Genomic DNA, 14,011 nt, shown 5'->3' on the forward strand with positions numbered 1-14,011 from the left:
CTTTCTTAGTGAGCGGAAGGTGATGCGACAAGCGCATCGACCATCCGTTCCATGCGCATGAAGCGCGATCCCTTCACGAGCACGGCGGCTGCACCAGCTACCACGCCCTCCTTGTCTTCCTTCAGCGCCTGCACCAGGTCTTCCGCGCCGGCAAAATGGCGTGCGCCCGGGCCGTATGCCTGCACGGCATGCGGCGCCAGCTCGCCCAGCGTCCACAGCGTCTCGATGCCGCGCTCGCGTGCGTAGGCGCCGATCTCGGTGTGGAACGCCGGGCCCTGGTCGCCCACTTCGCCCATGTCGCCCAGCACCAGTACGCGCGGGGCCGCAAACCCGGCCAGCACGTCGATGGCGGCGCGCATGGAATCGGGATTCGCGTTGTACGTATCGTCGATGACCACCGTGCCGGCCGGCGTGTGCTTGACCTGCAGGCGCCCCTTCACGGCCGAGAAGCCCGCGATGCCGCGCTGGATCGCGTCCACCGCCACGCCGGCCGCCAGCGCGCATGCCGTTGCCGCCAGCGCATTGCGCACGTTGTGCGCGCCCAGCAGCTGCAGCCGCAGGTCGAACGTCTTTCCCGGCGCCGTCACGTGCAGCACCTGCACGCCGTCTTCGAGCGTCACGGTCGCGCGCACATCGGCCGATGCATCGGTGCCGAACGCCAGCACGCGGCGCTTGCCGGCGGCCTGGCGCCAGATCGCGGCATGTTCGCCGCCGCTTTCGGCATCCACCGGAAACACGGCCACGCCATCGGCCGGGAGCGCGGCGATGGCGCTGGCGTGCTCGTGCGCCACCGCTTCCACGCTGACCATGAATTCCTGGTGCTCGCGCTGGGCGTTGGTGATCACGGCCACGGTCGGCTGGGCGATGCCGGCCAGGTAGACCGTCTCGCCCGGGTGGTTCATGCCCAGTTCCAGCACCGCCAGCTTGTGGTGCGCGCGCAGGCGCAGCACCGTCAGCGGCAGGCCGATATCGTTGTTCAGATTGCCGCCCGTCGCCAGCCGGTCGTCCTCGCCCACGGCCGCGGCAAAGATTGCCGCGATCATTTCCTTGACCGTGGTCTTGCCGTTGCTGCCGGTCACGGCCACCGTCGGCGGCGTGAACTGGCGGCGCCAGCCGGCACCGAGTTCGCCCAGGCCGATGCGCGTGTCCGGCACGATCAGCGCCGGCACGTCGAGGTCGATCTCGCGGCTCACCAGCACGGCGGCGGCGCCGCGCGCCACCACATCGGGCAGGAAGTCATGGGCGTCGAAGCGGTCGCCCTTGAGCGCCACGAACAGGTCGCCCGGCTGTACGGTACGGCTGTCGGTATGCACGCGCGCAAACGTGCGCGTGGCATCGCCGGAAATACGTGCGCCGGCCATCCAGCCGGCGGCTTGCTGCAAATTCGTCATCTGGTGTCCGTTCATGCCGACACCCCCCGCGTGCCCAGGGTCAGGCGCACATGTTCGCGGTCCGAGAACGGCCGCTTGCGGCCCTGGATCTCCTGCGTGGCTTCATGGCCCTTGCCGGCCACGAGCACCACGTCGGCCGGGGCGGCGTGCTTGATTGCGTAAAGAATGGCCGCGGCGCGGTCTTCGATCAGCCGCACGCGGCTGCGATCCTGCATGCCGTCGGCGATCTGCCCGAGGATATCGAGCGGATCTTCGCTGCGCGGGTTGTCGCTGGTCAGCACCACATCGTCGGCCAGGCGCTCGGCCACGCCGCCCATCAGCGGGCGCTTGGTGGCGTCGCGGTCGCCGCCGCAGCCGAACACGCACCAGAGCCGGCCCTGGCGGGCATCGGCCACCGGGCGCAGCGCGGTCAGCGTCTGCACCAGCGCGTCGGGCGTGTGGGCGTAGTCGACCACGGCCAGCGGCGCGTCGTGGCCGCCGAACAGTTCCATGCGGCCATCGACCGGGGTCAGGCTGCGCAGCGCGGCGATGGCGGCACCCCAGGCCACGCCCTGCGCCAGCGCGGCGCCCAGCACCGCCAGCAGGTTGCTGACGTTGAAGGCACCGATCATCGGCGTGGTCACGTCGGCACTGCCGAAGCTGCCATCGACATGAAACGCCGTGCCCGAGGCCGTGGCGCGCACATCGGTCGCACGCAGCCACTGGCCGCGTGCCGCCGTGGCGCCGGCCTTGCCATCGATGCCATATTCGATCACCTGCGGCGCGCTGACGGCGGCGGCATTGCCGGCCAGCAGGCGGCCGCCCATGGCGTCGTCGCGGTTGATCACCGCCGTGCGCAGGCCGTCCCATTGGAACAGCATGGCCTTGGCCGCCTCGTACTCGGCCATCGTGCCGTGGTAGTCGAGGTGGTCCTGCGTCAGGTTGGTCAGCACCGCCACGCCAAACCCGGTGCCGGCCACGCGGCCCTGCTCCAGGCCGTGCGACGAGACTTCCATGGCGATGGCGCGCGCACCGGCATCGTTCAGCTCGGCCAGGCTGGCCTGGAGCTGCACGGCGTCGGGCGTGGTGAAACCGGTGATCCGGAGTGCATCGGGAAAGCCCGTGCCCAGCGTGCCGATCGTCGCGCACGGGGTGCCGGCAGCCTGCAGCAGGCGCGCCAGCCACTGCGCGCACGATGTCTTGCCATTGGTGCCGGTGATGCCGGTCACCGCCACGTTGCGCGCGCCAATGCCATACCAGCCAGCCGCAATCGGGCCGGCCAGCCAGTGCAGTTGCGACATCGGCAGGTGCGGGACGGTGTCGCCGTGCGGCCAGTCGAAGCCATCGGCCTCGTAGATCACGGCCGACGCACCGGCGGCGATGGCCTTGTCGATATGCGGACGGCCATCGGTCGCCAGGCGCTCGTTACCCAGCACATAGGCAAAGAACACGTCGCCCGGCTGCAGGCGGCGGGTGTCGCCAGTCAGCCTGGCACCGGCCGGCGCGTGCGCATGCAGCCAGGCCAGCGCGTTGCTGGCCTGGGTGGACACCTCGATCGGGAGCAGCGGCTTGGCCGTCATGGCGTAGCGCTCCAGGGTGGTTCGCTTTCCTGGACCTTGTCGGTGACCATCAGCTGCCGGATCGGCGAATCGGGCTGTACATTCAGCGAGCGCAGCGCGCCGCCGGTGATCGCCGAGAAGACCGGGCCGGCCACGGCGCCACCGTAGTGGCTGCCGGCGGTCGGTTCGTCGACGCTGACCGCCACGATCACGCGCGGGTTGGACATCGGCGCCAGGCCGATGAACGACGCGCGGTACTTGCTGCGGTCGTAGCCGCGGCCCACGTGCTTGTATGCGGTACCGGTCTTGCCACCCACGCGGTAGCCCATCACCTGGGCTTCCGGCGCCGTGCCGCCCGGGGCGGTCACGGTTTCCAGCATGCCGCGCACTTCACGCGCGATCTGCGGCGTCAGGATGCGTTCGCCGGTCACCGGGCCATTGGTCTTGAACATCGACACCGGGATCAGCTCGCCGTCGTGGGCAAAGATCGTATAGGCGTGCGCCACCTGGAACAGCGACACCGACAGGCCATAGCCGTAGGACATGGTGGCCTGCTCGATCGGGCGCCAGCTCTTCCACGGCCGCACGCGGCCGGCCACCGCGCCCGGGAAGCCGAGCTTCGGCGCCTGGCCCAGGCCGACGCTGGTGAACATGTCCCACATCTCCTGCGGCTTCATCATCATCGCGATCTTGGTCGTGCCGATGTTGCTCGACTTCTGGATCACGCCGCCCACCGTGAGCGTGCCGTAGTTGTGGGTATCGGAGATCGTGGCGCCTTCGAAATTGAACTTGCCGGTCGTGACCACCGTCGTGGCCGGCGTCACGCGGCCCAGTTGCAGCGCCAGGCCGATCGTGATCGGCTTCATCATCGATCCCGGCTCGAAGGTGTCGGTCAGCACGCGGTTACGCAGCTGCTCGCCCGACAGGCGGCTGCGGTCGTTCGGGTTGTACGTGGGCCAGTTGGCCAGCGCCAGCACCTCGCCGGTCTGGGCGTCGAGCACCACGGCGCTGGCAGCCTTGGCCTTGTTGCGCTCCACCACGGCCTTGACCTCGTTGTAGGCCAGGTACTGGATCTTGGCGTCGATCGACAACTGCATGTCCTGGCCGTCGCGCGGCGTCTTCAGGATGCCGACGTCCTCCACCACGCGGCCCAGGCGGTCCTTGATCACCTGGCGCGCGCCGGGGCTGCCGGCCAGCACGCCTTCGCGGGCCAGTTCCACGCCTTCCTGGCCCTTGTCCTCGACGTTGGTAAAGCCGACGATGTGCGCCATCGCCTCGCCTTCCGGGTAGAACCGCTTGTACTCGCGGGTCTGGTGCACGCCTTCGATCTTCAGCGCGGCGATCTTGTCCGCGGCATCGGGCAGCACCTGGCGCTTCAGGTAGACAAAGCTCTTGTCTTCATTGAATTTGGCGCGGAGGTCCTTCTCGGACATGTCCAGCAGCTTGGCCAGCTGGCGCATGCGCTGCGGGTCGAGATCGGGCACGTCCTCGGGCACGGCCCAGATCGCCTTGACCGGCAGGCTGGTGGCCAGCACCAGGCCATTCCGGTCCAGGATCTTGCCGCGCGTGGCCGGCAGCTCCAGCGTACGCTGGAAGCGCTTCTTGCCCTCCAGTTCGTAGAACTGGTTGCCCGGGCCCTGGATCCACATCGCGCGCGCGGCCAGCGCCAGGAACGCGGCAAACATCAGGAACACCACGAACTTCGAGCGCCACATCGGCAGGCGCAAGCCCAGTACCGGGCTGGCCGAGAACTGTCCGGTGCGCGGACGCGCGGCTTCGCCGCGCGGCTTGTTGCCGGCGCGGGCGCGGTTCAGGCTCGGACGGGCCAGGCTCATTTGGCGGCTCCCCCAGCGGGTTGCTGGGCGTCGGGCGGGGTATCAGGCAGCACCACGCCCTGCAGGTATTGGGTACGCCCGGCCATGGCCGGCGCCATCTTGAGCTGCGCACGCGCCGAATCGGCAATGCGTGCGCTCTTGCTGAGCGAACTTTGCTGGTACTGCAGGCGCGACCAGTCGATGTCGAGCTGCTTTTCCTCGGACTGTGCGCGTTCCAGCGCCACGAACAGCGTGCGGGCCTGGTGCTGCGCGCTCACGAGCGACAGCGCGCACAGCATCAGCGCGGCCAGCAGGAAGAAGGTCAGGCGGTTCATGCCGACTGGCCTCCGAGTTTCTCTGCCACGCGCATCACCGCCGAGCGCGCCCGCGGGTTATCGGCCACTTCCTGGGCGCCGGGCTTGAAGCGGCCCAGCAGCTTCATCGTCGGCTGCGGCAAGTCGGCCGCGCGCAGCGGTGCGCGGCGCAGCGCCGGGTCGGCATCGCGATCCGGATGGGCGTGCGCCTGCATGAACCGCTTGACGATGCGGTCCTCGAGCGAGTGAAAGCTGATCACCACGAGGCGGCCTCCGACCTGCAGCAGCTCGTACGCCGCCTTCAGGCCTCTTTCGAGGTCCGCAAGCTCTTGATTGACGTGAATCCGTAGAGCTTGAAAGGTGCGGGTCGCAGGGTCCTGACCCTTCTCACGTGTCTTGACGGTTTTCGCCACGAGCGCGGCAAGCTCTGAAGTAGTGGCGACTGGTCCGCCATCGCCGGGTTCGCTCCGGCGAGCAACAATCGCCTTTGCAATCTGTACAGCAAACCGTTCTTCCCCATAGTCTCGTATCACCCTGGCAATGTCCTGCTCGTCCGCCTGTGCAAGCCACTCGGCGGCAGTGACGCCGCGCGTGGTGTCCATGCGCATGTCCAGCGGGCCCTCGAAACGAAAGGAAAATCCCCTCGCCGCCTCGTCGATCTGGGGCGAGCTGATGCCCAGGTCGAGCAGCACGCCAGCCACGGGCGGGCGGTCGGCCAGCCGTTCGCCCATCTCCGCAAAGCTCGCGTGCTCAATGGAGAAGCGGGCATCCTTGATGGTGCCCGCTTCTGCGATTGCTGCCGGATCCTTGTCGAACGCGACCAGGCTGCCGGCCGGCCCCAGCCGCGCCAGCACGGCACGGCTGTGACCGCCTCTTCCGAAGGTGCCGTCCACGTAGGCGCCGTCGGGCCGCCAGACGAGCGCGTCGACGGCTTCGTCCAGCAACACGGTGCGATGGCGCAGGGCGGTGGTCCCCGGCGTTTCGGTAGGGGTCATGACCTCTTCAGAAAGAGAAATTCTTCAATGCGTCCGGCATGCCTTGCGCCATCGCCGCCTGTTCCTTGGCGGCGTACGTAGCGGCATCCCAGACTTCGAAATGGCTGCCCATGCCGAGCAGCATCACTTCCTTGTCGAGCATGGCGGCACTGCGCAGCTCCGGTGCAATCAGCACACGGCCCGCGCCGTCCATATCCACGTCGGCGGCGTTGCCGAGAAAGATCCGCTTCCACCAGTGGGCATCCATTGGCAGCGCCGCGATGCGGCCGCGGAAAACCTCCCATTCGGGTCTTGGAAAGAGCAACAGGCAGCCATCCGGGTGCTTGGTCAGCGTTACCCGGCCCTCGGCCTGCGTTTGCAGCGCTTCGCGGTGCCTGGCCGGAATGGACATCCGGCCCTTGGCATCCAGCGATAGTGCCGATGCTCCCTGAAACAAGCTCTTTCCCCCGGTAACCGCCGGCTTTTTCAGCCATTGGCAGGTCGATTCGTCCTTGTCCGCAACCGTCCGGTCAGATGCGAATCATCGCAGAGACAGGGCGGTATTTCACACAAAAATACACTTCCTCACACTATTTCCCACTTTAGAGGAAGCATTTTGGCGGGTCAAGGCTCGTCATGGGGCAAAAAACAGGGTTTTTTTAATCAGAACAAAGACTTAGCGCGTCAACTTCACGCACCGCAACAGTGAATCCTTAATGAAATGAAGCACTTGGGGAAGAAAGCAGAGAAACCACCTGAGAACTATCTGAGGGAGGACTGCCGATGGCGGGAATCGCATCCAGTTCCGCGCCGTCGGGAAGGATACAACGTTTTGCCGCCAGCCCCGCCCAAACAAGGGCTGGCGGCAGTTTTCCACAGCTGTGAGAGGCAACGATCAACCGTTGCGCGAAAATGAAAATGGCAACGATGCGTACACGCCCGTCGCCATTTGCAATGCGCCCTCGTCGCCGGCGCCAGATCGTCTGGCGCTAGATACGATAGGCAGTGGTGGTCATGATCTTCGAAGCGGCGCGCATCAGTGCGCGCACCGGGCCGGGCAGCGGCACGCCGCCGGCATCGCGCGCGGCATCGCCGTGGCGGATCTCGTCGTCGCGCATCTGTTCGAGGATGGCGCGCGAGCGGCCATCGGCGGGCGGCAGACGGTCCAGGTGCCCGGTCAGGTGATGCTCGACCTGGCGTTCGGTCTCGGCCACGAAGCCCAGGCTGATACGGTCGCCCGCCCGGCCCGCCACGACGCCGATGGCAAAGGCGCCGGCATACCAGAGCGGGTTGAGCAGGCTCGGCCGCGAGCCCAGTTCGCGCAGACGCTCGGCGCACCATGCCAGGTGGTCTTCCTCTTCGCGCGCCGCGGCATCCATCTGCGCGCGCACCGGTGCGCTGCGCGCCGTCAGCTTCTGCGCCTGGTACAGGGCCTGCGCGCAGACCTCGCCCACATGGTTGATGCGCATGAGTCCGGCCACATGGCGGCGTTCCTCTGCGCTCATCTGCTCCGTATCGGGCGTCAGCCGGTCAGCGGGATTGTCGCGGCCCGCGCGGGTCGCGCCGGCAATCGCGCGCAGCGCGACATCGAATTCTTGGATCAACGTATCCATAGGTGTCAATGAAAGGTCTGCGGGCGCCATACGCGCGTGCCCCACTGACAAGTAGAGCATTACCTCGATGGCGCACCGGGATTTCCCGCATTGTACCCGTGCGATTTTGTGCAGGTTTGCGCATTCACCTGCAATGAAGCGAATTCGCTAAGCCCGGGTCCCCAATAACCCTGAGTTGTGAAAACCAGACAAGACGTTTACCACAGGGTCAAAAAAATAGTGACTTTGCTAGAGTGGTCGGCAGCTTCCAAGGAAGTCAAGCACGGAAGGATGAAGAGGGCTGACAGGAGGTCCTTCCGCATAGCTTCAACTAATAATTCTTAAGTGGAGATCACCCAGCATGAAAAAATCGCTACTCGCGCTTGCCGCGATGAGCGCTTTTGCCACGGCTGCAAATGCGCAAACCAGCGTGACCCTGTACGGCGTCGTCGACCTGCCAATCGAATATAACAACCATCTGGCACCAGGCCTTTCCACCACTGCAAATGCCAGCGGCATTCCGCAATCGGCACCGGGCGGCGGCAGCCGCGTGGGCCTGCAGACCGGTGGCGGCCTGTCCGGCTCGCGCTGGGGTCTGCGCGGCACCGAGGATCTGGGCGGCGGCCTCAAGGCACTGTTCGTGCTGGAAAGCGGCTTCGGCCTTGACGACGGCAAGTCGCAACAGGGTGGCCGTCTGTTCGGCCGCCAGGCATTCGTGGGCCTGCAGAGCGACAGCTACGGCCGCGTGACCTTCGGTCGCCAGTACACGACCATGTTCGACATGTTCGCGAACTTCTCGCCGACCGGCTACGCAACGATCTACGAACCGGTGGTGGCCCAGCTGGGTACCAACTTCCGTTCGGACAACACCGCCAAGTACACGGCCGTGTTCGGCCCGGTTACCGCCGAAGCCCACTGGAGCTTCGGTACGGGCGTGGCAGCCATCGGCACCACGGCGCTGGCCGGCGGCGGTGCTGGCGAAGTGCCGGGCAACTTCAACAACAACGCGGGCGGTGGTGCCGGCGTGCTGTACCTGAGCGGCCCGTTCGGCCTGACCGTGGCCTATGACGAATGGCGCCCCGCAACCCAGATCGGCTCTCCGGGCCGCTCGCGCAAGATCGGTACGGCGGGCAGCTACTCGTGGGGTCCGGCCAAGCTGATGGCAGGCTACCGCTACGGCCGCGTCACCGGCTCCGACGGCACCGAACTGCAGCGCGACAACTACTACTGGGTGGGCCTGAACTACCAGGTCACCGCACCGCTGGGCTTGACGCTGGCTTATTTCTACGACGACATCACCCAGCTGCGCGCGCCGAATCCGACGATCGGCGGCCCGGCCCTGGCTTCGAACAACCCGAAGAACCCGTGGCAGATCAGCTTCGTGGCCGACTACAACTTCTCGAAGCGCACCGACGTCTACCTGACGGCCGGCTACGTGAAGAATTCGGGCCTGAACTTCGACACCTCGGCAGTGAGCTTCGCCAACGGCTACTTCCTGCAGCAAGGCTCGACCAGCCAGGTCGGCGTGGCAGTGGGTATCCGCCACAAGTTCTGATCGAAGCTTCACGCAGTTCGACATTGTTCCTTTTCTTCAAGGCGCCTCCGGGCGCCTTTTTTCATGGCCCGCCGTGAATGTCTCAACGGGTTTCACCTCATCCGCGAAGTGGCGCGCGCCCGACTAGAATGGCCTGCAGACCGGAACACCCGGCCGCCTTACCTGGAGACATTGCCATGCATCAACCTCGCCGGCGCACCCTCGCCCTGCTCCTGTCGGTTGCCCTGGGCCCGCTGGCCGCCGCCACGGCCACGGCCAGCGATGCCTACCCGACCCGCCCGATCCGGCTGGTCGTGCCCTTCCCGGCCGGTGGCACCACCGACATCATGGCGCGGGCGGTATCGGCCGAACTGTCGAAGCTGCCGGGCTGGAACGTGGTGGTCGACAACAAACCCGGCGCGGGCGGCAACATCGGCTCGGACATCGTGGCGAAGTCGGCCCCCGACGGCTATACGCTGCTGATGGGCACGGTTGGCACGCACGGCATCAACCAGTCGCTCTACGGCAAGCTGCCGTTCGACCCGATCAAGGACTTCGCGCCGATCACACTGGTGGCAGCGGTGCCCAACGTGCTGGTGGTCAATCCCGCCTTCGCCCAGCAGAACAAGATCAATAGCGTCAACGACCTGATTGCCTATGCGCGCGCCAACCCGGGCAAGCTCAACATGGCGTCGAGCGGCAACGGCACGTCGATCCACCTGGCCGGCGAACTGTTCAAGACGCAGACCAAGACCTTCATGGTCCACTTCCCGTACCGCGGCAGCGGCCCTGCCCTGACCGACCTGTCCGGCGGCACGATGCAGGTGATGTTCGACAACCTGCCCTCGTCGATGCAGCTGATCAAGGCGGGCAAGCTCAAGGCGCTGGCCGTGACCAGCGCCAAGCCGTCACCGGCCCTGCCTGGCGTGCCCACCGTGGCACAGGCGGCCAACCTGCCCAACTTCGAGGCCAGCTCGTGGTTTGGCCTGCTGGCGCCGGCAGGCACGCCGCCGGAGATCATCCATCGCATCCAGCAGGAAGTGGCGAAGAGCCTGAACACGCCGGCCGTCCGCGAACGGCTGATGGCACAGGGTGCCGACCCGGTGGGCAACACGCCCGAGCAGTTCGCCGCGCTGATCCGGTCGGAGACCACCAAGTGGGCCAAGGTCGTCAAGGATTCGGGCGCCAAGGTCGACTGACCGGCACCGCCATCCGCAAGTACGGGCAATAGGGAGATCGCCGGGCAGCGCATATACTTGAGGCATCAAATGTTCGAGCTGCCCCGATCCCGATGCCCATTCCTTCCGCCGCCAGCGGCGCCGCCGATGACACCCCGGTTGACCTGGAAACCAGCGCCGGCGAATCGGACCACGAGGCGCTGCGGCTCTGGCTGCGCCTGCTGACCTGCACCACGCTGATCGAGGGCGATATCCGCTCGCGGCTGCGCCAGGACTTTGCGGTGACGCTGCCCCGCTTCGACCTGATGTCGCAACTGGACCGCCATCCCGAAGGGCTCAAGATGGGCGAACTGTCGCGCCGCATGATGGTGACCGGCGGCAATGTCACGGGCATTACCGATCAGCTGCAGCAGGAAGGCCTGGTGACGCGCGAGGCGCTGCCCACGGACCGCCGGGCCTATCTGATCCGCCTGACGCCGGCGGGGCGCGAGGCGTTCTCGCGCATGGCGCGCGCGCACGAAACGTGGGTGGAACAAATGTTCTCCGGACTTGCCGAAACCGATCGGCGCGCCCTTTTCCGACTGCTGGGCCGCCTCAAGTCCAGCCTGACGACCACGCCATGACCCGTATCGCAATTCCCGCAATCCGATGGATGCCCGCACTGTGCGCAGCCACGCTGGCCACGCTTGGCGCGGGATGCAGCAGCACACCGGCCGGCCCGCAGATCACGCCGGTCAACGCCACGATCAAGCTTGGCCATGTGACCGAGAAAACCTTCCTGTCACGTGTGGATGTGCCGCAAGGCAGCAGCTACGGCGGCTATGGGATGGGAGTGGGCGGCGTGGCCGCAGGCGGTGGGGGTGGCGGCGGCGGTGTGGGCGTGGGGTTCTCGGTAGACCTGTCGAGGCTGCTCAATCCGCCGCCTCCGCCCGTGCAGATGGACCTGTACCAGTACAAGGTCCGGACCACCGATGGCACGGTGGCCCAAGTGAACGGCCCGGCCGCGCCGGGGCTGGAACCCGGCACGTGCGTGCGGCTGAACTATCCTGATGGATCGACCCAGCCGCAGATGGCGCCGTCGAACGAGTGCTGACGACGGACACCTGGCCCTGAGCGTTCAGGCAGCCTTGCGGCTGTCGCGCAGCTCGCGCCGCAGGATCTTGCCGACGTTGGTCTTCGGCAGCTCGGTGCGGAATTCGACATACTTCGGGCGCTTGTAGCCGGTCAGGCGGTCCTTGCAGAACGCGATCACGTCGGCTTCCGACAGGGCCGGGTCCTTCTTGACCACGAACAGCTTCACCACCTCGCCCGAGTGCTGGTCGGGCACGCCCACGGCCGCCACCTCGAGCACGCCCGGGCATTCGGCGACCACGCCTTCCACCTCGTTCGGATACACATTGAAGCCCGACACCAGGATCATGTCCTTCTTGCGGTCGACGATCTTCGTGTAGCCGCGCTCGTCCATCACGCCGATGTCGCCGGTCTTGAAGAAGCCGTCCGGGGTCATGACCTTGGCGGTCTCGTCCGGGCGGTTCCAGTAACCGGCCATCACCTGCGGGCCGCGCAGGCAGATCTCGCCCGGCTGGCCCAGCGGCAGTTCATTGCCGTCGTCGTCGCGGATCGATACTTCGGTGGAAGGCAGCGGCAGCCCGATGGTGCCCGAGAACGCGTCGGAATCGGTCGGGTTGCAGGTAGCCGACGGCGAGGTTTCCGACAGGCCGTAGCCCTCGATGATCGGGCAGCCCGTCTTGGCGAGCCAGTTCTTCGCCACGGCTTCCTGCACGGCCATGCCGCCGCCATTGGCGACGCGCAGGCCCGAGCAGTCGACCTTGCCGAAGTCCGGATGATTCAGCAGCGCGTTGTACAGCGTGTTCACGGCCGGGAACATGTGGAACTTGTACTTCTGCAGTTCCTTGATAAAGCCCGGGATGTCGCGCGGATTCGGAATCAGGATGCTCAGGCCGCCGCTGCGCATGCCCAGCAGGCAGCAGACCGTCAGCGCGAAGATGTGGTACAGCGGCAGCGCGGTGATCGTCACCACCTGGTCGATATGGGCGCCCTTGGCAAGCGCCGGCTGCATCCAGGCCTCGGACTGCAGCACGTTCGCCACGATGTTCCGGTGCAGCAGCGTGGCGCCCTTCGACACCCCCGTGGTACCGCCCGTGTACTGCAGGAACGCGATGTCGTCCGGGCCCGTGCTCACGGGCTTCAGTTCCATCCTGCGCCCTTCGGCCAGCACGTCGTTGAAGCGCACGCAGTTGGGCAGTTCCCAGGCCGGCACCATCTTCTTGACGTTACGCACCACGAAATTGACGATGGTGCCCTTCAGGCCGCCCAGCATGTCGCCCATGCTGGCCACCACCACGTGCTTGACCGGTGTGGCCGGCAGCACGGCCTGCAGGGTGGCCGCGAAGTTCTCAAGGATGACGATGGCTTCGGCGCCGCTGTCCTTGAGCTGGTGCTCCAGTTCGCGCGGCGTGTACAGCGGATTCACGTTGACCACCACGTAGCCGGCGCGCAGCACGGCGGCCAGCACCACCGGGTACTGCAGCACGTTCGGCATCATGATGGCCACGCGTGCGCCGGGACGCAGGCCGCGCGACTGCAGCCAGGCCGCGAACTGGCGCGACAGCTGGTCCAGTTCGCCATAGGTGATGGCGCGGTCCATGCAGATGAACGCACGGCGGTCGGCGTAGGTACGGAACGAATGCTCGAGCAACTGGGCCAGCGAACGGAACTGGCTGGCGTCGATCTCTGCCGGTACGCCTGCCGGATAGTTTTTCAGCCACAGCTTTTCCATACCGTCTCCTGAATTTCTGAATGGTCGTTCGATTTTTTGGGAATGCTAAACGCGTGTCCCATGCGAAGACAACCCGTTAGACGAAGTCCTCCACGAATTGGACCGTCGAAATCGTGAATTATGCGCCACCCATTGGTGGGATCGAGGGAATACCCTGATGAAACTGGCGGAGAAAGCCGCAGGCCCTGCTGCCGATCAAGCCGGCGGCAGCACCAGCTTCATCATGTTCTGCGCCAGCTCGTGGGCCAGCAACTCCGGATCCATGCGCCCCGGCTCATGCCATGTGTACATGAAGCCGATGACGCCGCCCATGGAATGCGCCGTCACGCGTGCATCGCCAAACGCGAACACGCCCGCGGCGCGCCCTTCCTCCAGCAGCACGTACAGGTCACGGTAGAACTCGCGGGCCATGCTGTTGAGCCACTCGACCGTGTCGTCTTTCAGGTACTGGTTGTCGCGGAAGCTCAGCGCCGCGGCCACATGGCACCTGACGCAGCGGCGCGCCATTTCCAGCAGGCAGGCGTGCAGGCGCTCGCGCACCGGCAACGCCGGGTTGGCCGTTTCCCGAATCACCGGCAGGCAGGTCTGCGCCGATTCGCGGCACAGGATGTCGAAGATCTCGTACTTGTCGGCGAAGTAATAGTAGACCGCCGGCTTGGTCACGCCCAGCGCCTGGCACAGGTCGTTCATCGTCATGCCCGGATAGCCTTTCGTGTAGAAAAGCTGCGCGGCGGTATCCAGGATCTGGCGGCGGCGCATTTCCTGGCGCTCGGCCACGTGCGAGCGCGCGGGGCCGTCGTCGCTCAGCGTGGCGGCGGCGGTTGCGCGCGGCAGATTGCCGGTTTTCTTGGGGGCATGAGACATGGCCGCCATTTT

At 66.3% G+C, this 14,011-nt stretch carries 13 protein-coding genes; 4 read left to right on the forward strand and 9 right to left on the reverse strand.

Annotated elements, in window-relative coordinates; translation table 11 throughout:
• Positions 1-5 precede the first annotated feature (5 nt).
• The 7 genes from ACOABP_RS06730 to coq7 form a co-directional block, all read right to left on the reverse strand.
• Entirely contained in the window at positions 6-1,406 is a 1,401-nt protein-coding gene (locus tag ACOABP_RS06730) for a UDP-N-acetylmuramoyl-tripeptide--D-alanyl-D-alanine ligase (protein ID WP_474227491.1), read from the reverse strand.
• Positions 1,403-2,950: a UDP-N-acetylmuramoyl-L-alanyl-D-glutamate--2,6-diaminopimelate ligase gene (locus ACOABP_RS06735; RefSeq protein ID WP_474227492.1), complete on the reverse strand. Its 1,548-nt coding sequence runs from the start codon at positions 2,948-2,950 to the stop codon at positions 1,403-1,405. Before ACOABP_RS06735 ends, ACOABP_RS06730 begins: the two co-directional genes overlap by 4 nt.
• Positions 2,947-4,764 (reverse strand): peptidoglycan D,D-transpeptidase FtsI family protein, encoded by a 1,818-nt coding sequence (locus ACOABP_RS06740; RefSeq protein ID WP_474227493.1) that lies wholly within the window; start codon positions 4,762-4,764, stop codon positions 2,947-2,949. Before ACOABP_RS06740 ends, ACOABP_RS06735 begins: the two co-directional genes overlap by 4 nt.
• Complete coding sequence (gene ftsL / locus ACOABP_RS06745; RefSeq protein WP_066732441.1) at positions 4,761-5,078, reverse strand: cell division protein FtsL; 318 nt, start codon at positions 5,076-5,078, stop codon at positions 4,761-4,763. Before ftsL ends, ACOABP_RS06740 begins: the two co-directional genes overlap by 4 nt.
• A complete protein-coding gene (gene rsmH / locus ACOABP_RS06750) occupies positions 5,075-6,052 on the reverse strand; it encodes a 16S rRNA (cytosine(1402)-N(4))-methyltransferase RsmH (RefSeq protein WP_474227494.1) in 978 nt (325 codons plus the stop codon). The genes ftsL and rsmH overlap by 4 nt, the downstream gene beginning before the upstream one ends.
• Positions 6,053-6,059: 7 nt before the next feature.
• Positions 6,060-6,488: a division/cell wall cluster transcriptional repressor MraZ gene (gene mraZ, locus ACOABP_RS06755; RefSeq protein ID WP_474227495.1), complete on the reverse strand. Its 429-nt coding sequence runs from the start codon at positions 6,486-6,488 to the stop codon at positions 6,060-6,062.
• A 532-nt stretch (positions 6,489-7,020) separates the two neighbouring features.
• A complete protein-coding gene (coq7, locus tag ACOABP_RS06760; RefSeq protein WP_066732447.1) occupies positions 7,021-7,644 on the reverse strand; it encodes a 2-polyprenyl-3-methyl-6-methoxy-1,4-benzoquinone monooxygenase in 624 nt (207 codons plus the stop codon).
• Between the two features lie 340 nt (positions 7,645-7,984).
• On the opposite strand from coq7, the gene ACOABP_RS06765 reads away from it, so the two are divergent.
• The 4 genes from ACOABP_RS06765 (at position 7,985) to ACOABP_RS06780 (ending at position 11,428) form a co-directional block, all read left to right on the forward strand.
• The gene (locus tag ACOABP_RS06765; RefSeq protein WP_474227496.1) at positions 7,985-9,178 is read left to right on the forward strand and encodes a porin; all 1,194 of its coding nucleotides are present in this window, start codon (positions 7,985-7,987) and stop codon (positions 9,176-9,178) included.
• A gap of 176 nt (positions 9,179-9,354) precedes the next feature.
• A complete protein-coding gene (locus ACOABP_RS06770; RefSeq protein WP_474227497.1) occupies positions 9,355-10,356 on the forward strand; it encodes a Bug family tripartite tricarboxylate transporter substrate binding protein in 1,002 nt (333 codons plus the stop codon).
• Between the two features lie 92 nt (positions 10,357-10,448).
• Entirely contained in the window at positions 10,449-10,958 is a 510-nt protein-coding gene (locus ACOABP_RS06775) for a MarR family winged helix-turn-helix transcriptional regulator (RefSeq protein ID WP_474227498.1), read from the forward strand.
• Between the two features lie 29 nt (positions 10,959-10,987).
• Entirely contained in the window at positions 10,988-11,428 is a 441-nt protein-coding gene (locus ACOABP_RS06780; protein ID WP_474227782.1) for a hypothetical protein, read from the forward strand.
• Between the two features lie 24 nt (positions 11,429-11,452).
• Here ACOABP_RS06780 and ACOABP_RS06785 read toward each other — a convergent pair whose 3' ends face one another.
• Positions 11,453-13,135: a long-chain-fatty-acid--CoA ligase gene (locus ACOABP_RS06785; RefSeq protein WP_474227499.1), complete on the reverse strand. Its 1,683-nt coding sequence runs from the start codon at positions 13,133-13,135 to the stop codon at positions 11,453-11,455.
• A 195-nt stretch (positions 13,136-13,330) separates the two neighbouring features.
• Entirely contained in the window at positions 13,331-13,999 is a 669-nt protein-coding gene (locus ACOABP_RS06790) for a TetR/AcrR family transcriptional regulator (RefSeq protein WP_474227500.1), read from the reverse strand.
• Positions 14,000-14,011 lie beyond the last annotated feature (12 nt).

The sequence above is a fragment of the Cupriavidus sp. HE11 genome, from assembly GCF_056097175.1.